Raw genomic sequence first — 19,212 nt, forward strand, 5'->3', positions numbered from 1 at the left:
CCATGAGCCATTCCGACGCCATCCTCGACCGCCTGATGTCGCTCCACCCCAAGGTCATCGACCTGTCGCTGGACCGCATGCACCGGCTGCTGGCGGCCCTGGGCAACCCCGAACGCCGCATCCCGCCGGTGATCCATATCGCGGGCACCAACGGCAAGGGCAGCACCCAGGCGATGATCCGGGCGGGGCTTCAGGCGGGTAGCTGCCGCGTCCACGCCTATACCTCGCCGCATCTGGCGCGCTTCCACGAACGCATCCGGCTTGCGGGCGATCTGATCCCAGAAACCGACCTGGCCGCGACGCTGGAGGAATGCGAGGCCGCGAATGACGGCCAGCCCATCACTTTCTTCGAGATCACCACGGCGGCCGCCTTCCTGGCTTTTTCCCGCACGCCCGCCGACTATACCCTGCTCGAGGTCGGCCTTGGCGGCAGGCTGGACGCCACCAACGTCATCGACGCCCCGCGCCTGACGGTCATTACCCCGGTCAGCATCGACCACACGCAATACCTGGGCGACACGCTGCCGCTGATCGCAGGCGAAAAGGCCGGAATCATCAAGCGCGGCGTGCCCGTGATCATCGGCCCCCAGCAGGACGAGGCGCTGCGGGTGATCGAGGCCAAGGCATCGGGCCTGACCGCGCCGGTCTTCGCGCATGGCCAGCACTGGATGATCGCGCGCGACCGGGACGGCATGGTCTATCAGGACGACCACGGCCTCTGGGACCTGCCGCTGCCGAACCTGATCGGCCCGCACCAGATCCAGAACGCCGGGACCGCGCTTGCCGCGCTGCGGCACCTGGGCGCGACGGATGCGCAAGCCCGCGCGGCGGTGACGCAGGCCGAATGGCCCGCCCGGATGCAGCGGCTGCGCCACGGCCCGCTGGTTGATCTGGCAGGCCCTCAGGCGGAACTGTGGCTGGACGGCGGCCACAACCCGGCGGGGGGCGAGGCTTTGGCCGCGACGCTCGCCGCCATGCCGCAGCGCCCGACGCATCTTGTCTGCGGGATGCTGAACACCAAGGACATCGCAGGTTATCTGCGGCCCCTGGCGGGCCATGCCCGTTCGCTGACCGCGATCGACATTCCCGGAGAGCCGAACACCCTACCCGCCGAGACGACGGCAGAGGTGGCCGCCAGCGTTGGCCTGGATGCCGCGATCGCGCAGGATGCCGCTGCGGCCATCAAGGGGATCGTGGACAGCGATCCCAAGGCGCGGATCCTCATCTGCGGGTCGCTGTATCTGGCGGGGCGGGTGCTGCGGGAAAACGGGTAATTCCCCAAGATACGATCAATAGACAGCAAGGGCAGCTTCCGCATGGGCGGGACAAGGAAACGCATGCGTTTCCCCCGCCCGCGTGATCGGGTGCCATCAGAAACGGTGCCATCCCGCGACCCCGGTAGGCCGGCGCCCGCCTCGGTGGGCGTGAAGCGCCCGCCGGGGGCGGGGCGGACGCTGGCCGGGCTTTTGAAGCCCGGCGGTGCAGGCTCCACCGGCAACACGCAGCGAAGGCGATGGCCTTCGCTGGTCAGGGCTGGCTACTCCCCCCGCCCCAACCCGCATCCTGCATCTCGCGCAAGCGGCTGGCCGTCCGCTCGAACTCGAAGCTGCCTTCGCCCTCGTTATACAGTTGCTCGGGCTGGTCCGCCCCGCTGGCGATCAGCCGGACCTTCGCCTCATAAAGCGCATCGATCAGCGTCACGAAGCGCTTGGCCTCGTTGTAATTCGACGCCGACAGCCGGGGGATGCCGTCGATCATCAGCACCTGGACCCCGCGCGACAGGGCCAGGTAATCCGCCGGACCCAGCGGCTTGCCGCAGAGATCCCAGAACCCCGACCGGCCGGCGCCACCTGCGAACAAGGGCAGCGTGAAGCTGCGCCCGCCAACCTCGATCCGGCGCGGCTCGCCTGCGGCCCCGCCTGTCAGGTCGTCCCAGATCACGTCCATCGCCGCCTTCGCTGCCGCATCCGCCGGGCAGAACCAGACCTGCCCGCCCGTCAGGCGCCCCTGCCGGTGGTCCACGGGGCTGTCCAGGCAGACGACCTCCAGCCGCTGGCGGATCAGGTCGATGAAGGGCAAAAACAACTGTCGGTTCAGTCCGTGCTTGTATAGATCCTCGGGCACCCGGTTCGAGGTGGTGACGATCACCACCCCTTGTTCCAGCAGCACCTGGAACAGCCGCCCCACGATCATCGCGTCGGCAATGTCGGTGATCTGCATCTCGTCAAAGCACAGAAGACGGACCCTGGCCGCGACCTCAAGCGCGACGGGGCGAACGGTGTCCTGGTCGCCCCGCTGGCGCGCGCGGTTCAGGCCCGCCTGGATTTCCTGCATGAATTCGTGGAAATGCACGCGGCGCGCGGGCACCGTCGCGGCCTCGGCCAGCAGGTCCATCAGCATCGACTTGCCGCGTCCGACCCCGCCCCAGAGATAAAGCCCCTTCGCCGCCGGGGCGGGGGGCGGTGGGCTGCCGACGCCCAGGAAGACCCGCCAGGCCGACCGCTTTTCGGGCGCGGGCGTGGCGGCGATGTCGTCCAGAACCCGGTCCAGATGCGGCAGCACGGAAATCTGCGCCGGATCCGGCTCGATCCGGCCCTCTGCCACGCGCTGCCGATAAACTTCGCTGACCTTTCCCATGGGGCGCAACTGCCACGGATGCCAAAGGCCCCGCAAGGGCCAATGCTTGACCCGCAACCCGCCCCGTGCCACCCCTGCCAAGGCAAGCGCCACGAGGTTTCATGCCCAAATCCCCCACCCTGATCGCGGATATTCCGGTCCTGTTCGTCATGGCGGCCGAGGCCGAATACGGTCCCGCCCTGCGCGCCCGGATCGATCCCCTGATCACCGGCATCGGTCCGGTCGAGGGTGCGGTCCAACTGACCGCCGCCCTGGCCGGGATGCGCGACCTGCCCCGGCTGATCGTGTCGCTGGGTTCGGCCGGATCGGCGCGGCTGGAACAGGCCGAAGTCTATCAGGCCACGGCCGTGGCCTATCGCGACATGGACGCATCGCCCCTGGGCTTTGAAAAAGGGCGCACGCCGCTGCTGGATCTGCCGGTCCGCGTCGCCCTGCCCCATCGGGTCGAGGGGATCCCCACCGCCACCCTGTCCACCGGCGCCAACATCGTCAGCGGCGGCGCCTATGACACCGTGGCCGAGGACATGGTGGACATGGAAACCTTCGCCCATCTGCGCGCGGCCCAGCATTTCGGGGTTCCCCTGATCGGCTTGCGTGGCATTTCGGACGGCGCTGCCGAATTGCAGCACCTGTCGGACTGGACGCAATATCTGCACATCATCGACGAAAAGCTGGCCCTGGCGGTGGACCGGATCGCGGACCAGCTTGCGAACGGAAGGCTGATCCCCGGCGCCCCGCGCTTGTCCTGACGACGGTCAGCCCCTAAACCCCTGTGGGCACAGCTACCGGACAAGGCAGACATGGCACGCGGCACGACAATCATTCACGACCGGCCCACCAGCAAGCGCGTGGGCGCCCTGCGCGCGCTGTGGCCGTTCCTGCGGCCCTATCGCCTGCAGGTGGTGCTGGCGCTGCTGGCGCTTGCCGCGACCTCGGCCATCAGCCTGGTCCTGCCGCTGGCCGCGCGTCGGGTGGTGGACAATTTCGACGACGGCGCGGGGCTGCTGGACGAATATTTCGGTGCGGCCCTGCTGATCGTGGCGGCATTGGCGCTTGGCACGGCGGCGCGGTATTATTTTGTCACTCGCCTGGGCGAACGGGTCGTGGCCGATATCCGCAAGGCGGTCTTCGCCCGCGTCGTCACCCTGTCGCCGGCCTTCTTCGAACGGGTGATGACCGGGGAAATCCTGTCGCGCATCACCACCGACACCACCCTGATCCAGTCGGTGATCGGGTCATCCCTGTCGATCGCGCTGCGCAACATGATCATCCTGGCGGGCGGCATGGCGATGCTGGCCTTCACCTCGTTGAAGCTGATGGGCCTTGTGCTGCTGATCATCCCCGTCATCCTGGTGCCGATCATCGTGCTGGGCCGCCGGCTGCGAGGGCTGTCGCGCGCAAACCAGGACTGGATCGCGGCGTCCTCGGGTGCGGCGTCGGAAACCCTGCTGGCCGCACAGACGGTGCAGGCCTATACTCACGAAGGACGCAGCATCGCGCGGTTCGACGACGTGACCGAGCGGTCCTTCGGCGTGGCCCTGACGCGCATCCGCACGCGTGCGTTGATGACGGCCATCGTGATCTTTCTGATCTTCGCGGGCGTGATCGGCGTCTTGTGGGTGGGCGCACGCGACGTGCAGACGGGCGCGATGACCGCGGGGCAACTGGTGCAGTTCGTCATCTATGCGATCCTTGTCGCCGGATCGACGGGCGCCTTGTCGGAAATCTGGGGCGAGTTGCAGCGCGCGGCGGGCGCGACCGAACGCCTGGGCGAATTGCTGGCGGCCGAGGATGCGCTGACCGACCCCGCCCGGCCTGTTCCCCTGCCCCGCCCGGTGCGCGGCCATATTGCGCTGGAAGGCGTCAGCTTCCGCTATCCCACGCGGCCCGATGTCTCGGCCCTGGAAGGGGTAGGCCTGACCATCCAGCCGGGCGAGACAGTGGCCCTGGTCGGCCCCTCGGGCGCGGGCAAGACGACCGTGATCCAGCTGATCCAGCGGTTCTGGGATCCGGCGGCGGGCCGGGTCACGCTGGACGGCATCGACCTGCGCGACATGGCGCGGGCCGATTTCCGCCAGGCCATGGCCCTGGTGCCGCAGGACCCGGTGATCTTCGCCACGACCGCGCTTGAAAACATCCGCCTTGGCCGCCCCGACGCCTCGCCCGAGGAGGTTCAGGCCGCTGCCCGTGCAGCCCACGCCCATGACTTCATCACCGCCCTGCCCCAGGGTTACGACACCCCCCTGGGCGAACGCGGGGTGATGCTGTCGGGCGGGCAGCGCCAGCGGATCGCCATCGCCCGCGCCATCCTGCGCGATGCGCCGGTCCTGCTGCTGGACGAGGCGACAAGCGCACTGGATGCAGAATCGGAATCCCTGGTCCAGGCCGCCGTCAACCGCCTGTCCGAAGGCCGCACCACGGTCGTCGTGGCGCACCGGCTGGCCACGGTGAAGAAGGCCGACCGCATCGTGGTCTTCGACGGCGGCCGGATCGTCGCGCAGGGCACGCATGATGCCCTGGTGGCCGAAGGCGGTCTTTACGCGCGGCTGGCGCGGATGCAGTTCACGGACATGCCGGTCCTGCCGGAGTCGGCCTGATCATTTCGGCGCGGCATAGACCGCTGCCCAGAACCGCGTCTTGCCATCCGGCCCGATCGCCTGGCCGATCCCGTAATCGCGCACCTGCGGGATCAGGATATTGGCCCGGTGCCCGTCGGAGGCGTTCCATTCCGCCAGAACCCGTTCCTGCGAGAACGGCCCCGCGGCGATGTTCTCCGCCGTGACGCTGGGCGCATATCCCGCCGCCTTGACGCGCGGGCCGGGACCGGCCGTCCTGCTGCCAATATGGGTCATGCGGCCGCGCTGCGCCATGTCGCAGGCGTGCTGCGCAGCCACGCGGGCCAGCACCGGATTGGGGCTTACAGGGGGCAATCCGGCCGCGCTGCGCATCGCATTCGTGGCCGCCGCGCCATGGTCGTTCTGGCCGGAACTGGTGGCCAGGCAAGTCGCCTGTCCCGCAGGCATCAGTTGCATGGCATGTGGATCATCGCCAAAGGTCTTGAGATCTGGCGCTGTCTGTGCGCACCCCGCCAGGACGGCACAGACCAGGACGGCAGACAGTCGCATCGAATGAAGCATGGTTTCACCTTCTGAAGCAGGTGCATCCTAAGGGTGAAATTATTAACGATTTAACAATGCACGGTTGTTCTATGCCAGAAATCAAATGAGGTCGCCACAAGGAACGCTTGCGGCGAACCCGCGTTTTTAATCAAATCGTTCCAAAACATCCGAAAGGACGGATCATGGCCATCTGGGATTTCGTCAAGGACGCGGGGAAATCGGTCTTCGGCAAGGCCGAAGCCGCCGAGGCAAAGTCCGCCGCAGCCCCTACTGCGGCCCCTGCGGCAGCCAATGCTCCGCAGGATCCCGAAACGGCCCGCAAGGTCGCGGCGCTCAAGGCGGAACTCAAGGCGCTGAACCTGGACAAGGACGATGTTCACCTGACCCTGCGCGGCGGCGACACCGTCAAGGTCGAAAGCAAGGGCGCCGACCGCGAAACCCTTGAAAAGCTGATCCTGGCCCTGGGCAACATCGAAGGCATCGCCAAGGTCGAGGCCGACCTGCCCCAAGCTGGCCCAGAGGCGGGCAAGGCCCCGATCTTCCACACCGTCAAGAAGGGAGAAACCCTTTCGGCCATCGCCAAGGCCTATCTGGGCAGCGCGAACAAATACAACGCCATCTTCGAGGCGAACCGGCCGATGCTGTCGGATCCCGACAAGATCTATCCCGGCCAGACCCTGCGCATTCCGCAGGAATGACCGCCTGACGCGGCGTCGGGAATGACCTGACGCCGCGTTTCGCCGCGCCCCGCGGACAAGGCTATTGCCCCCTTTCCCGCCGATAGCCCATTGTATTGAAAAGCGGGATCAGGAGGGTGATCCTGGTGGGAGGGGGAACTATGACGCGCTTTCGCAGCTATGACGACCGCAACGCCCTGGAAGGGGAAATGCCTTACGAGGCACGGGGCTTGCCGGTCACGATCCATGGCTTTCTGGCCCGCACCGCCGAACGCTTTCCTGACCGGCCCGCGATCAGCTTCCAGCTTCTGTCCGATCCCAAGAGCCACGCCACGACCCTGACCTGGCAGGACTTGCTGGAACGCGTTACCGAAACCGCCAACCTGTTTCGCAAGCTGGGCGTCGGCCCGACCGATACTGTCGCCTATCTGCTGCCCAACAGCATCGAGACGCCTGTCGTCCTGCTGGCGGGCGCGACCGCCGGGATCGTCAACCCGATCAATCCGCTGCTGGACGCCCAGCAGATCGCAGGCATTCTGCGCGAAACCCGCGCCAAGGTGCTGGTGACGCTGCGCGCCTTCCCCAAGACCGACGTGGCCCAGAAGGCGGCCGAGGCCGTGGCCCTGGCCCCTGGCGTCACCCATGTGATCGAGGTCGATCTGAACCGGCACCTGCGCGGCCTGAAACGCTGGATCGTGCCGCTGATCCGTCCGCGCGTGAAGGTGCGCCACAAGGCCAAGGTTCTGAACTTCGAGGCTGCCACCAGTGCCGAAAAGCACACGCGCCTGGATTTCGAGGACGTGCAGCAGGATCGGGTCGCGGCCTATTTCCACACCGGCGGCACCACCGGCACGCCCAAGGTCGCGCAGCACAAGTATTCGGGCATGATCTATAACGGCTGGCTGGGCGGGTCGCTGCTGTTCGACGAAAACGACGTGCTGATGTGCCCGCTGCCGATGTTCCACGTCTTCGCGGCCTATCCGGTGCTGATGTCCTGCATCGCGTCGGGGGCGCATGTGGTGATGCCAACCCCGGCAGGATACCGGGGCGAAGGCGTTTTCGACAACTTCTGGAAGCTGATCGAACGCTGGCAGGCGACGTTCCTGATCACCGTGCCGACCGCGATTTCCGCGCTGATGCAGCGGCCGGTCAATGCCGACGTGTCATCGCTGAAGACCGCGATCTCTGGTTCAGCCCCCCTGCCGATCGAGCTTTACAACCGCTTCAAATCCGCCACCGGCGTCGAAATCGCCGAGGGTTACGGGTTGACCGAGGCGACCTGCCTGGTCAGCTGCAACCCTGTCGACGGGCTGAAGAAGGTGGGATCCGTGGGAATCCCCCTGCCCTATACCCAGGTCCGCATCCTGCGCCATGACGACGCGGGCCACGTCCATGAATGCGCAAGCGACGAGGTGGGCGAGATCTGCGTGGCAAATCCCGGCGTCTTTCCCGGATCCACCTATACCGAATCCGACAAGAACAGCGACCTGTTCGCCGACGACCTCTATCTGCGCACCGGCGACCTGGGCAGGCTGGACCCGGACGGCTATCTGTGGATCACCGGGCGGGCCAAGGATCTGATCATCCGCGGCGGCCACAACATCGATCCCGCCGAGATCGAGGAGGCGATGCTGTCCCACCCCGCCGTGGCCTTTGCGGGCGCCATCGGGCAGCCCGACAGCTTCGCGGGCGAACTGCCCTGCGTTTATGTCGAACTGGTTGCGGGCGCCGAGGTCACCACGCACGAGCTTCTGGAACACGCGCGCGACCATATCCACGAACGCGCGGCATATCCCAAGCATGTCGAAATCCTGCCCGAACTGCCCAAGACGGCCGTCGGCAAGATCTTCAAGCCCGACCTGCGCCGTCTGGCAATCAAGCGCGTTTATGACAAGGCGCTGAAAGGCACCGGCGCCCATGTGGCCGAAGTGGTCGAGGACAAGAAACGCGGTCTGGTGGCGCGGCTTGCCCGCGACGGGTCGGTGGACGAAGCCGCGGTCAAGGCGAAGCTGGGGGAATTCACCCGACCCTGGGATTGGGCCTGACGGCCCATCAGGATCCTGCTTTAATTGCAACGCCCGATTGTCTAAGACCGATCTGTGCGGAACGGATCGGCCGGGGGCAAGAACAGGCGATGAGCGAACCACTCCCCGATACCGGCTGGTCGCGTGAGATCGTGACCATCAGGAACGCCTGGGTCTTTCCGCCCGATCAGGCGGTGGGGCGCCCCTGCTGCGGTGTCGTGACGGCCGAGGGGGAGGACGTGCTGCACGCCTCGACCTGGCGCGGCGGCATCCGCATGACGCGCGCCGTGGAAAAGCCCGCAAGACCTGCCGCCATCCTTCCGGGCCGGCATCTGTGGGGCGGTCTTTATTACGGACATTTCGGGCATTTCATGACCGAAACCATGTCCCGCTGCTGGGCCTATGACCAGCCCGACATCGACAGCATCCTGTTCGTGCCCAAGCATGACAAGCTTCTTGCGTTCCAGTCCTATCAGACGCAGTTCTGGGGCCTTCTGGGCGTGACGGCGCCGGAGCGCCTGATCCGGGAACCGGTCGTGGTCGAGGAACTGGTGGTTCCGGGGCAAGGCTTCGGACTGGGAAGGATCGCCAAGGGAACCCCGGAATTCCGCGACACCATGAAGACGATGGCGCAGGCGCTGCCCCAAGATCCGCCGCGCAAGGTCTATATCTCGCGGACGAAGTTCAACGGGCGCGGCGGCGTCCTGTGCGAACGGACCATCGAACGCAACATGATCGAAAACGGCTATACGATCATGCATCCCGAAAAGATGGAATTGCGGGACCAGTTGCGGTTCTACAAGTCGGCGACCCATATCGTCGGCGTGGACAGTTCCGCCTTCCATATCGCCGGGATGGTGGCCGATCCCTCGAAGACGATCGTCTTCATCCTGCGCCGTGACAACAAGGCCCATGAATCCATCGCCGCCCAGATCAGCGGCATGATCGGCCGCGATCCGGTCATCATCGACGCCCTTGCGGCGAACTGGGTGGAAAACGGCGCGGCGTCCTCGAACCACCTGAGCTGGGGAGAGCTTGATCATGCCGCCCTTGCGATGGGATTGCACCAACACGGGCTTATCGACGATCCGGCGCGATGGCAGGGGCCGACCGAACAGGACATGGCCGAAAGCCTGTCGGGGATCACGGCGAAGCATCAGGGCGATCTTGTCCGCATCGGGGTGGGGCCGCATCACATGAATCCGAAGGACAGGCCATGAACGACCGCGATATCAGGATCCTGGGCGTCTGCCGCTTTTCCATGCTGGGCCGGGGGGACTGGAAGGCCTATCGGAACCAGCCTGACGAGGCGCTCGAGGCGATCTATCTGGAACAGTCGAAGGACCTGTTTTCGCCCGAACGCCTGGAATCCCGACTGGCGACATTCGAGCACCTGACCCTGCGGTCGCTTGCCAATCAAAGCGATGCGGATTTCCGTCTGCTGGTGGTGTCCTCGGACAGGATGCCGGACATTCATCGCGCCCGGCTCGAGGATATCTGCCGGGGCGTGGAACAGGTCGTGCTGCGCTTTCTGCCGCCCATCCATGTGTCCGAGGCGATCCACCAGGCTGCCCCCGACATCGGACTGGATCTGGCCGATACGGTCCAGTTCCGGCTGGACGACGACGACTGCGTGTCTAGGGACTATATCCGCCGGCTGCGCCGCCATGCCGCCTGCATGTGGCGCAATGCCCATTTCGCGGTCAGCTTTCCGTCGATCTTCTATTGCATCACCGATGGCCCGACCGAAGGCATCTACAACTGGTACAGCCCCTTCTTCAGCGCCGGCGCCGCGATCCGGCATTCGTCACGGACGATCTTCGACTATGGCCATTACGCCATCCCGACGCGTCTGGTCGCCGTCACCGACCCGCATTTCCCCAATATCGTGACCCATCGCGGCGACAACGACACCCCCCGCCACGCGCCCGAGATCCTGCGCAAGCGCGGCATGTCCAAGGCCAGCCGGACCGATGTGGAACGCGCCCTGGAGCGGCATTTCGATTACCTGACAGCCGCGGGTCTGGCGCTGTGCAGTTTCGACCGGATGCTGGCTGAGGCATGACCGGTGGCGGATGATCCGGTCTGCCCGCTGTGCCTGCGCCCGATCCCGCCGGGCGTGCCGCAAAGCCGCCACCACCTGATCCCCAAGCTGCGCGGCGGCAAGGGCGGCGAGACGGTGCTGCTGCACCACGTCTGCCACAAGACCATCCACAAGACGCTGAGCGAGACGGACCTGGCCCGCAACTATGCCACGGTCCAGGCCCTGCGCGCCCATCCCGAGTTGCGGCGCTTCTTCGACTGGGTGGGCAAGCGTCCGCCGGGTTGGACGGGCAAAGTCCGGTAACGCGGCTGTGTGTTTGCGGGTGACGCGATTCGGGTCACGCTGCGTTACCCAATGACAGGAAAGGAACGTCCATGAAGAAGCTTGCCCTGACGACCCTGACCGCCTGCCTGCTGGCAGCCCCGGCCCTCGCCGCGCCGACCATGGCGCCCGAGACCGCCGCGCCCGGCACCACGATCCTGGCCCAGTGCCCCGGCAAGCCGCCAGTCAACGCCTGAAGGCTGCGCAACGCCGAAAGGCGTTGCGTGCTCGTGGGTGGTTTGTGGTGGGTAAGAACTCCACCCTATAGTCATAGGTAGGGTGCGTGATTTCACGCACCTTCTTGAGCCGGGGTGGTGCGTGCGAAGCATGCATCCCATGCTTGCTGTTGCGGTATTGCGCATCTCGAGGATGAGTAGGGTGGGGTTTTACCCCACCGCTGCACGCGACAGATGGTGGGGTGAAACCCCACCCTACGGGTTGCTACAAGTAATCTTCGATCTGCTCGGTGCGATCCAACTGGTCCTGCAAGGTTAGAAAGCCCGGCACGCGATCAGCGGCACCGTATCGGTCGGCGAGGACGAGAGGTCGGGACGGATCGGCGACAAGGTAGTCAAGGGCCGATCCGAAGTCGATCGCGTAACCGCCTCGGCGCCGGAACTGCATGCCGACCAGCTTTGTCCAGATTCCTCCCGCGATCAGGCAAGGTTCGCCCGGATATGCGGGCTTCAGATGGTCGTAAATAGCGCGCCATCGCTGCCACAAGAAAGAATGATTGCCGCCAAGTTCGCCCTCGACCTCGGGATAGGCGGGGCAGCTGTAAACCCTCAGGCGCTCGCCCAACCGTTCGGCGAGCGGCCGGATAACATCGCTGCGCGAGGACACCACCGCGATGGAGGGGCTGTGGCGCAGAAGGGCAGATATCAGGCCGTTTTCGGCAAGACCGACATGGATCCACGCGTCGGTGAACAGCGCCGTCGCCTTGAACGCCGTGTCCTCGATGGCGCATCGTGTCTTTGCCAGGCGAAGCGCATCCTGCGGGGAGGCGCCCTTTTCCACCTCGCGGATAGGATAGTTCCTCAGGAGATACGGGAGGAGTTCCTCGCTCGCGCCATCGAAGATCGAGCGATCGATCGTGGGTCCAATCAGGTCGCTTCGCAACCCTATGATGTCCGCTTCAAGGTTGGCTCGCAGAAGCGCGCGAGCGAACCAAAGCGCCTGCCCGCGGGTGAGATCCTTTCCCAGAAAGCGCCGAAGATAGGCGAAACCGTAGCTGCCTGGCTCGGGGCGGGAAAGGATCATGCCGCCTGTGTCGCCCATGCGGAACAGCGATCCGGGGCGTCCGTCAAGCACCGCCTGCGCCACCTCGCGAGCAACCTCGCGTGCGCTTAGAAGGTCTGACGGCTTCATTGGGATGGCAGCGCGGCTGCGGGGCAGTCGCGCCGTCAAGCGGTTCAGCGCGCCGGGCAGCCTCACCTCGCAAACTTCTTATACTTTACCCGCTTCGGCTCAATGCTGTCCGGCCCCAGCCTGCGCACCTTGTCCTGCTCATAGGCCTCGAAGTTCCCCTCGAACCACTCCACATGCGCGTCGCCCTCAAACGCCAGGATATGCGTGCAAAGCCGGTCCAGGAAGAAGCGGTCGTGGCTGATGATCACCGCGCAGCCCGCGAAATCCTCCAGCGCGGCCTCCAGGGCCTGCAGGGTTTCCACGTCCAGGTCGTTGGTCGGTTCGTCCAGCAGCAGCACGTTGCCCCCGGATTTTAGCAGTTTCGCCATGTGGACGCGGTTGCGTTCGCCGCCCGACAGCTGGCCCACCTTCTTCTGCTGGTCGCCGCCCTTGAAGTTGAAGGCGCTGCAATAGGCGCGGCTGTTCATGGTCGCGTCGCCCAGCACGATCTGCTCGGCCCCGCCCGAGATCTCCTCCCACACGGTCTTTTGCGCGTCCAGTGCATCGCGCGACTGGTCCACATAGGACAGGTGCACGGTGTCGCCATACGCGATCTCGCCCGCGTCGGGTTGTTCCTGGCCGGTCAACATGCGGAACAGGGTCGATTTGCCCGCGCCGTTGGGGCCGATCACGCCGACGATGCCGCCGGGCGGCAGGGCGAAATCCAGATCCTCGATCAGAAGCTTGTCTCCCATGGCCTTCTTCAGGCCCTGGACCTCGATCACGCGATTGCCCAGGCGTTCGCCGTTGGGGATGATGATCTGGGCGCGCGACAGCTTCTCGCGCTCGGACTGGCTGGCCAGTTCGTTATAGGCGTTGATCCGGGCCTTCTGCTTGGCCTGCCGGGCCTTGGCGCCGGCGCGGATCCATTCAAGTTCGCGTTCCAGCGTCTTCTGCTTGGACTTGTCCTCTCGCGATTCCTGTTCCAGCCGCTTGGCCTTCTGTTCCAGCCAAGCGGAATAGTTGCCTTCGTAGGGGATGCCGCGGCCGCGATCCAGTTCCAGGATCCAGCTGGTGATGTCGTCCAGGAAATAGCGGTCGTGGGTCACGATCAGGATCGTGCCCTTGTATTCGATCAGGTGCTTTTGCAGCCAGGCGATGGTTTCCGCGTCCAGGTGGTTGGTCGGTTCGTCCAGCAGAAGCATGTCGGGCGCTTCAAGCAGCAGCTTGCACAGCGCCACGCGCCGGCGTTCGCCGCCCGACAGGTTGTTCACGTCGGCATCGTCAGGCGGGCAGCGCAGCGCCTCCATCGCGACATCGACCTGACTGTCCAGATCCCACAGGTTCTCGGCGTCGATCTCGTCCTGGAGCTTGGCCATCTCCTCGGCCGTCTCGTCCGAGTAGTTCATCGCCAGCTCGTTATAGCGGTCGAGCTTGGCCTGCTTGGCCTTCACGCCTTCCATCACGTTGCCGCGCACGTTCAACGCCGGGTCCAGTTCCGGCTCCTGCGGCAGGTATCCCACGGTCGCGCCCTTGGCGGCCCAGGCCTCGCCCGAGAAATCCTTGTCCCAGCCGGCCATCACGCGCAGTAGGGTCGATTTACCCGCGCCGTTGACGCCCACCACGCCGATCTTGACGCCGGGCAGGAAGTTGAGGCGGATGTTTTCGAAGACCTTCTTGCCGCCGGGATAGGTCTTGGACACGCCGTCCATGTGGTAGACGAACTGATAGGACGCCATCGGAATCTCCTGCCAAGGGTTTGCGGCTATGTAGGCGAAAGCGGGGGCCGGGAAAAGGTCACCGTGTCCGGGCCAGGAAATCGGCACCCAGATGATCGGTCAGGAAGGCCAGTTGCGGAGCCAGGCGGGCTTTCAGCACCGCGATGGCCTGCGAGGGAAGTTCCAGCGGATCGCGGTTGGCAAAGACCCTTTCGGTCATGTCCTCATAGGGCCAGGGGTCGATGCCCAGACAGGCCTCGACCGCATCCATCACGGCCTGCGGTTCGCGGGCGATGCTGCCGAAGGGCAGGACCAGCATGTCGGGATATCGCGCCTGCCAGCGGGGAAGGTAGCTGGCATAATCGCCGCGGTCGTAAAGCACCGGATTGTCGAGTTCCGCCATCCAGTCGGCAAGCGTCCGGGGCTGGCGCCTTTCGCGTTGCAGGTTCATGCGCAGTTGCGAAACGGCCCGGTCCACCGGATGACGGATCAGATAGATGATCTTGGCCTTGGGCAGGAGGTTTGCCACATAATCGACGCCCTCGACCGGCAGGGTCGAATATTCCGGGGTAAAGTCCATGGGCATTGCAGCGGATGGCGCAGGGGCGAAGATGCGCTTGTACCACTGGTTGTGGAACATCTTCCCCCGCGTCACGCCGTTCAGATAGGCATCCAGTTCCTGCGGCATTGGAATGCCGCGCCGCGCGTGGCGGTCGCGGATTTCCTGCGGCTTCTGGCGGTAATGCCAGGCGATCCAGCGGCGGTGTTCGGGGATGAACAGGTGGTTGAAATACTGCACCTCCTTGAAGGGGGGGATCCAGACCTGCGGGTGCTGGCCCAGCATCTGCGCCAGCCAGCTTGTGCCCGCCTTTTGCGCGCCGATGCACAGCGCGCCCGGCTTGCGCGGCCGACCGTCGGGCATCGGCCCCTGATCGCTCAACGCAGCTTCACCACATCGCTTTGGGAGTGGTTGGAATAGGTCGGCCAGTCAGGTTCGTATTCCTCGGCCTGGTTGCCCCAGACGGTCCATCCCTTGCGCGGGCCACGCGCGAACATTTCAAGCCGGGGTCCCCAACTGCACGCCTCGATCAGGTCGTATTGCTCATCCGGTTTGCGCGAATGTTCGCGCTTCTGCGTGGCGATGACGTTTTCCTGGCTTCGGCCAGGATCCAGGGTGCGCACGTCACGGCCCCGCACGCCGAACAGCAGGATTTCCGTGACGTTGCGGAAGTAGAAGCCCACGCCGCGCCGGTCGGGGCCGCCGTCCTTGCGGGTCTTGTACCAGATCAGGTTCGACTTGTAGGTGAATCCCCAGCTTTTCATCACCTTCAGCCCCTCGGGCAGAAGGGCATTGGGCACCCACAGGTAAAGGTGCGACCGGGCGCCGGCGATGGCCGCGACAGGCAGGGCGCAGATGTCCTCCAGCGTCATCGTCGGGTAACGCGACAGGCGCTTGTGTTCGGGGGCCATCTTGCCGGTGCGGTTCTGGAACTGCCAGGGGGGGTCGGCCAGGACCGTGCCGAAACGGACCGCGCCGGCGGTGGCCAGAAGATCGTCGGACGCGCTTGTCAAACCGGTCTCCGGTCAAGGGCTTTGCACTTCCGAACAGCATTAACGGACCGGCTACTCTGCCGCCAGCGTCAATTCGGCGTCACAAACGGCCCCAAAGGTCGTATTCCCCCGCCTCGTCCACCGTCACGGTCACGATGTCCCCGGGGGTTAGCGCCTCGAAACCTTCGTCGATGAACAGGTTGCCGTCGATTTCCGGCGCGTCGGCCTTGGTGCGGCAGGTCGCGCCCTGGTCGTCAACGCTGTCCACGATGACCTCGATGCGGCTGCCAACCTTGGCTTGCAGCTTGGCCTCGGAAATGGCCTGGGCCTTTTCCATGAAGCGCTCGAACCGCTCCTGCTTGACTTCGGCGGGAACGTGGTCGGGCAGGTCGTTGGCCCGCGCGCCCTTGACGTTTTCGTACTGGAAGGCGCCGACGCGATCCAGTTGCGCCTCGTCCAGCCAGTCCAGCAGGGTCTGGAACTCGGCCTCGGTCTCGCCGGGATAGCCCACGATGAAGGTCGAACGCAGGGTGATGTCCGGGCAGATGGCACGCCAGGCGGCGATCTCGTCCAGCGTCTTCGCGGCAGCGGCGGGGCGGGCCATGCGCTTCAGCACATCCGGGTGGGCGTGCTGAAAGGGAATGTCCAGATAGGGCAGCACCAGCCCCTCGGCCATCAGCGGGATCAGGTCGCGGACATGCGGATAGGGATAAACGTAATGCAGCCGCACCCATGCGCCAAGCGAGCCCAGGTCGCGCGCCAGGTCGGTGATATGGGCGCGGTGCCCCCGGTCCGTTGCGTGCCGCAGATCCAGGCCATAGGCACTGGTGTCCTGTGAAATCACCAGCAGTTCGCGTACCCCCGCCTGCACAAGCTTCTCGGCCTCGCGCACGACGGCATGGGCGGGGCGGCTGACCAGGCGGCCGCGCATGTCGGGGATGATGCAGAACTTGCACTTGTGGTTGCAGCCCTCCGAGATCTTCAGATAGCTGTAATGGCGCGGGGTCAGGCTGACGCCCGAGGCGGGCAGCAGGTCGATGAAGGGATCGGGCTGCGGCGGCACGGCGGCGTGGACCGCGTCCAGCACGGCCTCGTACTGATGCGGGCCGGTGACGGCCAGCACCTTGGGATGGGCACCGGTGATGTATTCGGGTTCCGCCCCCAGGCAGCCGGTGACCAGGACCTTGCCGTTCTCGCGCAGCGCCTCGCCGATGGCGTCCAGCGATTCCGCCTTGGCGCTGTCCAGGAAGCCGCAGGTGTTCACGATCACCGCGTCCGCGCCCTTGTAGTCGGGGCTGATCGCGTAACCCTCGGCCCGCAGGCGGGTCAGGATGCGTTCGCTGTCCACAAGCGCCTTGGGACAGCCGAGGCTGACCATGCCGATGGTCGGCTGGCCTTCGCGGCGCCCCAGAAGGCTGTCATCGGAAATGCGGGCGCGGGCCAGGTCGGGGCGCAGGTCGGGCGGGTTCATGTGCATCCGCCGCAGATAGGTGATTCGGCGCCGCCGGAAAAGGGGGATGCGCTGCCCCCCGGCCGAAAGCCTTCGCCGGAACGTGATTTCCCCCGGACAGCCCAATCGGCAAGATGGCCCCATGAGCCGATTTCGCCTGATCCTGACCCTTGCCGCCGCGCTGAGCGCGGCGGTTCCCGCCGCTGCCCAAGCCGACATCATCGAGCGTGGCCCCTTCATCGACGTGGTGGACCATCGCGGCGGCAACGTGATCCAGATGATCCAGTTGCGCGAACGATTGGCCCGCTCGGGCAAGACGGTGCGGATCAGGGGCTATTGCCGGTCGGCCTGCACGATCCTGACGACGCTGCCCAATGCCTGTCTTGGGGGCATGTCGCGCATCGGTTTCCACGCCCCGCGCATTCCCAACACCCAGATCATCCCGCCCCTGGTGGACGAGATCATGGGCAATTACTATCGCGGCGGCATCCGCGACCGCTGGTTCGGCGGCTGGAACCGGTCACTGGAAATGCAGGTGATCACCGCCCAGCAATACGTCAGGCTGGACCCGCAGGCCAGGATCTGCCGGGGCCAGCAGACCGGCTCACTCTCGCAGCCGCCAGCCGGTCGCAAAGATCCAGCGGATCGCCAGGCAGCAGACCGCGATCATCAGGCCGACCGCCACCAGGGACACGCCGACCGGCACGTCGGCAAGGCCGAAAAACGACCAGCGAAAGCCCGACACAAGGTAAAGGACCGGGTTCAGCTTGGCGATGCCTTCCCAGAATGGCGGCAGCATGTCCGACGAATAGAACGCGCCGCCCAGAAACACCAAGGGCGTGATCACCATCATCGGCACGATCTGCAACTGCTCGAAGCTTTTCGCCCATAGCCCGATGATGAAGCCCAAAAGGCTGAAACCCGTGGCCGTCAGGATCAGGAAGGCCAGCATCCAGAACGGGTGCAGGATATGGACGCCGACGAAGAAGAAGCTGGTCAGCAGGATCACAAGCGCGATCAGCACGGCTTTCATGGCGGCGGCGCCGACGAAGCCCAGCGTCACCTCGATCCAGCCGACCGGAGACACCAGGTATTCATAGATCGTGCCGCTGAACTTGGGGAAATAGATCCCGAAGCTGGCATTGCTGACCGATTGCTGAAGGATCGTCAGCATCATCAGGCCGGGCACGATGAAGGCGCCGTATTCCACGCCCTCGACCGACTGGATGCGCCCGCCGATGGCCGCGCCGAAGACCACGAAGTAAAGCACCGTGGACAGGACCGGCGACAGCAGCGACTGCATGACCGTGCGGAAGAACCGCGTCATCTCGTGATGGAAGATCGCCCAGACGCCGGGCCAGTTGACACCGCTCATGCCGTCACCTCCTGACGCGGTTCGCTGACCAGCGTCATGAACACCTCTTCCAGGCTGGATTGCCGGGTCGATACGTCGCGCACCATGATCCCCTGCCCCGCCAGATCGCCCAGAAGATGCGCGATGCCGGTCCGTTCGGCGCGCGTGTCGTATTCATAGGCCAGCGACCGCCCGTCGGGCGACAGGCGCAGCGGACGGTCCAACAGGGCCTGTGGAACGACGGCCAGCGGTTCCATCAACTCGATGGTCAGGGTCTTCTTGCCGAATTCGCCCATCAGGTCCGCCGTGGGCTTGACCAGCAGAAGCTGGCCCTTGTTGATGACGCCGATGCGGTCGGCCATTTCCTCGGCTTCCTCAAGGTAATGGGTCGTCAGGATGATGGTCACGCCGTCGCGGCGCAACTGGTCCACGACCTCCCACATCTCGCGGCGCAGCGCCACATCCACGCCCGCCGTGGGTTCGTCCAGGAACAGGACCTTGGGCCGGTGCGCAAGCGCCTTGGCGATCAGCACGCGCCGTTTCATGCCGCCGGACAATTCGCGGGTCATGGCGTCGCGCTTGTCCCACAGGGCAAGGCTGCGCAGCACCTGTTCGATATAGGCATCGTCGGGGCCTTCTCCGTAAAGGCCGCGGGTGAAGCGGACGCAGTTGATGACCTTCTCGAACGGCTCAAGCGCGATTTCCTGCGGCACGAGGCCGATCAGCTTGCGCGCCGCGCGCCAGTCGGTGCGGATGTCGTGGCCGCCCACCAGCACCCTGCCCCCGGTCGGGACCACCAGCCCGCAGATGATCGAGATCAGCGTGGTCTTGCCCGCCCCGTTCGGACCCAGCAGGGCGATGATCTCGCCCTCTTCGATCGACAGGGACACGTCGCTCAGCGCGCGGGTGCCGCTGTCATACTGCTTGGACAGGTTCTCGATCTGGATGATCGCGGTCATCGTCTTGTCCT

General features: G+C 65.4%; 18 protein-coding genes. 9 read left to right on the top strand and 9 right to left on the bottom strand.

Features of this window, described 5'->3' with window-relative positions; translation table 11 throughout:
• Positions 1 to 2 precede the first annotated feature (2 nt).
• Positions 3 to 1,274, top strand: a complete 1,272-nt coding sequence (locus RAH32_RS07715) for a bifunctional folylpolyglutamate synthase/dihydrofolate synthase (RefSeq protein ID WP_306606804.1) — start codon at positions 3 to 5, stop codon at positions 1,272 to 1,274.
• A gap of 253 nt (positions 1,275 to 1,527) precedes the next feature.
• Here RAH32_RS07715 and zapE read toward each other — a convergent pair whose 3' ends face one another.
• A complete protein-coding gene (gene zapE, locus RAH32_RS07720) occupies positions 1,528 to 2,637 on the bottom strand; it encodes a cell division protein ZapE (RefSeq protein ID WP_306607709.1) in 1,110 nt (369 codons plus the stop codon).
• Positions 2,638 to 2,738: 101 nt separating this feature from the next.
• On the opposite strand from zapE, the gene RAH32_RS07725 reads away from it, so the two are divergent.
• Together RAH32_RS07725 and RAH32_RS07730 are read left to right on the top strand one after the other, a co-directional pair.
• Entirely contained in the window at positions 2,739 to 3,386 is a 648-nt protein-coding gene (locus RAH32_RS07725) for a 5'-methylthioadenosine/S-adenosylhomocysteine nucleosidase (protein ID WP_306606805.1), read from the top strand.
• 51 nt (positions 3,387 to 3,437) lie between these two features.
• Positions 3,438 to 5,234: an ABC transporter transmembrane domain-containing protein gene (locus RAH32_RS07730; protein ID WP_306606807.1), complete on the top strand. Its 1,797-nt coding sequence runs from the start codon at positions 3,438 to 3,440 to the stop codon at positions 5,232 to 5,234.
• Here the strand turns inward: RAH32_RS07730 and RAH32_RS07735 are convergent, their stop codons facing one another.
• Complete coding sequence (locus RAH32_RS07735; RefSeq protein ID WP_306606809.1) at positions 5,235 to 5,669, bottom strand: CAP domain-containing protein; 435 nt, start codon at positions 5,667 to 5,669, stop codon at positions 5,235 to 5,237.
• 269 nt (positions 5,670 to 5,938) lie between these two features.
• On the opposite strand from RAH32_RS07735, the gene lysM reads away from it, so the two are divergent.
• The 6 genes from lysM (at position 5,939) to RAH32_RS07765 (ending at position 11,019) form a co-directional block, all read left to right on the top strand.
• Positions 5,939 to 6,454 (top strand): peptidoglycan-binding protein LysM, encoded by a 516-nt coding sequence (lysM, locus tag RAH32_RS07740; RefSeq protein ID WP_306606811.1) that lies wholly within the window; start codon positions 5,939 to 5,941, stop codon positions 6,452 to 6,454.
• Positions 6,455 to 6,594: 140 nt separating this feature from the next.
• The gene (locus RAH32_RS07745; protein WP_306606812.1) at positions 6,595 to 8,478 is read left to right on the top strand and encodes an acyl-CoA synthetase; all 1,884 of its coding nucleotides are present in this window, start codon (positions 6,595 to 6,597) and stop codon (positions 8,476 to 8,478) included.
• Positions 8,479 to 8,567: 89 nt separating this feature from the next.
• Complete coding sequence (locus RAH32_RS07750; RefSeq protein ID WP_306606814.1) at positions 8,568 to 9,677, top strand: glycosyltransferase 61 family protein; 1,110 nt, start codon at positions 8,568 to 8,570, stop codon at positions 9,675 to 9,677.
• Positions 9,674 to 10,522, top strand: coding sequence for a glycosyltransferase (locus RAH32_RS07755; protein WP_306606816.1), 849 nt, complete (start codon positions 9,674 to 9,676; stop codon positions 10,520 to 10,522). The genes RAH32_RS07750 and RAH32_RS07755 overlap by 4 nt, the downstream gene beginning before the upstream one ends.
• 3 nt (positions 10,523 to 10,525) lie before the next feature.
• The gene (locus tag RAH32_RS07760; protein ID WP_306606818.1) at positions 10,526 to 10,804 is read left to right on the top strand and encodes an HNH endonuclease family protein; all 279 of its coding nucleotides are present in this window, start codon (positions 10,526 to 10,528) and stop codon (positions 10,802 to 10,804) included.
• 71 nt (positions 10,805 to 10,875) lie between these two features.
• The gene (locus RAH32_RS07765; RefSeq protein ID WP_306606820.1) at positions 10,876 to 11,019 is read left to right on the top strand and encodes a hypothetical protein; all 144 of its coding nucleotides are present in this window, start codon (positions 10,876 to 10,878) and stop codon (positions 11,017 to 11,019) included.
• A 244-nt stretch (positions 11,020 to 11,263) separates the two neighbouring features.
• Here RAH32_RS07765 and RAH32_RS07770 read toward each other — a convergent pair whose 3' ends face one another.
• From RAH32_RS07770 to RAH32_RS07800, 7 genes are all read right to left on the bottom strand, one after another.
• Positions 11,264 to 12,256, bottom strand: a complete 993-nt coding sequence (locus RAH32_RS07770; RefSeq protein WP_306606822.1) for a hypothetical protein — start codon at positions 12,254 to 12,256, stop codon at positions 11,264 to 11,266.
• Entirely contained in the window at positions 12,253 to 13,908 is a 1,656-nt protein-coding gene (ettA, locus tag RAH32_RS07775; protein WP_306606824.1) for an energy-dependent translational throttle protein EttA, read from the bottom strand. Before ettA ends, RAH32_RS07770 begins: the two co-directional genes overlap by 4 nt.
• Positions 13,909 to 13,966: 58 nt before the next feature.
• Complete coding sequence (locus tag RAH32_RS07780) at positions 13,967 to 14,809, bottom strand: sulfotransferase family protein (RefSeq protein ID WP_306606826.1); 843 nt, start codon at positions 14,807 to 14,809, stop codon at positions 13,967 to 13,969.
• Positions 14,810 to 14,823: 14 nt separating this feature from the next.
• Positions 14,824 to 15,459 carry an MT-A70 family methyltransferase gene (locus tag RAH32_RS07785; RefSeq protein ID WP_306606827.1) on the bottom strand — a complete coding sequence of 212 codons (636 nt, stop codon included), beginning with the start codon at positions 15,457 to 15,459 and terminating at the stop codon, positions 14,824 to 14,826.
• A gap of 79 nt (positions 15,460 to 15,538) precedes the next feature.
• Positions 15,539 to 16,915, bottom strand: a complete 1,377-nt coding sequence (gene rimO, locus RAH32_RS07790) for a 30S ribosomal protein S12 methylthiotransferase RimO (RefSeq protein ID WP_306606829.1) — start codon at positions 16,913 to 16,915, stop codon at positions 15,539 to 15,541.
• 577 nt (positions 16,916 to 17,492) lie between these two features.
• The gene (locus tag RAH32_RS07795; protein WP_306606831.1) at positions 17,493 to 18,263 is read right to left on the bottom strand and encodes an ABC transporter permease; all 771 of its coding nucleotides are present in this window, start codon (positions 18,261 to 18,263) and stop codon (positions 17,493 to 17,495) included.
• Complete coding sequence (locus RAH32_RS07800; protein WP_306606834.1) at positions 18,260 to 19,201, bottom strand: ABC transporter ATP-binding protein; 942 nt, start codon at positions 19,199 to 19,201, stop codon at positions 18,260 to 18,262. Before RAH32_RS07800 ends, RAH32_RS07795 begins: the two co-directional genes overlap by 4 nt.
• Positions 19,202 to 19,212 lie beyond the last annotated feature (11 nt).

It is taken from the genome of Paracoccus yibinensis, from assembly GCF_030846195.1.
GTDB classification, from domain to species: Bacteria; Pseudomonadota; Alphaproteobacteria; order Rhodobacterales; family Rhodobacteraceae; genus Paracoccus; species Paracoccus yibinensis.

What these genes read in the sequence shown, in the direction of transcription:
- RAH32_RS07715 (WP_306606804.1), top strand. Translation starts at nt 3, where the DNA reads ATGAGCCATTCCGACGCCATCCTCGACCGCCTGATGTCGCTCCACCCC.
- zapE (WP_306607709.1), bottom strand. Translation starts at nt 2,637, where the DNA reads ATGGGAAAGGTCAGCGAAGTTTATCGGCAGCGCGTGGCAGAGGGCCGG.
- RAH32_RS07725 (WP_306606805.1), top strand. Translation starts at nt 2,739, where the DNA reads ATGCCCAAATCCCCCACCCTGATCGCGGATATTCCGGTCCTGTTCGTC.
- RAH32_RS07730 (WP_306606807.1), top strand. Translation starts at nt 3,438, where the DNA reads ATGGCACGCGGCACGACAATCATTCACGACCGGCCCACCAGCAAGCGC.
- RAH32_RS07735 (WP_306606809.1), bottom strand. Translation starts at nt 5,669, where the DNA reads ATGCAACTGATGCCTGCGGGACAGGCGACTTGCCTGGCCACCAGTTCC.
- lysM (WP_306606811.1), top strand. Translation starts at nt 5,939, where the DNA reads ATGGCCATCTGGGATTTCGTCAAGGACGCGGGGAAATCGGTCTTCGGC.
- RAH32_RS07745 (WP_306606812.1), top strand. Translation starts at nt 6,595, where the DNA reads ATGACGCGCTTTCGCAGCTATGACGACCGCAACGCCCTGGAAGGGGAA.
- RAH32_RS07750 (WP_306606814.1), top strand. Translation starts at nt 8,568, where the DNA reads ATGAGCGAACCACTCCCCGATACCGGCTGGTCGCGTGAGATCGTGACC.
- RAH32_RS07755 (WP_306606816.1), top strand. Translation starts at nt 9,674, where the DNA reads ATGAACGACCGCGATATCAGGATCCTGGGCGTCTGCCGCTTTTCCATG.
- RAH32_RS07765 (WP_306606820.1), top strand. Translation starts at nt 10,876, where the DNA reads ATGAAGAAGCTTGCCCTGACGACCCTGACCGCCTGCCTGCTGGCAGCC.
- ettA (WP_306606824.1), bottom strand. Translation starts at nt 13,908, where the DNA reads ATGGCGTCCTATCAGTTCGTCTACCACATGGACGGCGTGTCCAAGACC.
- RAH32_RS07780 (WP_306606826.1), bottom strand. Translation starts at nt 14,809, where the DNA reads ATGCCCGACGGTCGGCCGCGCAAGCCGGGCGCGCTGTGCATCGGCGCG.
- rimO (WP_306606829.1), bottom strand. Translation starts at nt 16,915, where the DNA reads ATGCACATGAACCCGCCCGACCTGCGCCCCGACCTGGCCCGCGCCCGC.
- RAH32_RS07795 (WP_306606831.1), bottom strand. Translation starts at nt 18,263, where the DNA reads ATGAGCGGTGTCAACTGGCCCGGCGTCTGGGCGATCTTCCATCACGAG.
- RAH32_RS07800 (WP_306606834.1), bottom strand. Translation starts at nt 19,201, where the DNA reads ATGACCGCGATCATCCAGATCGAGAACCTGTCCAAGCAGTATGACAGC.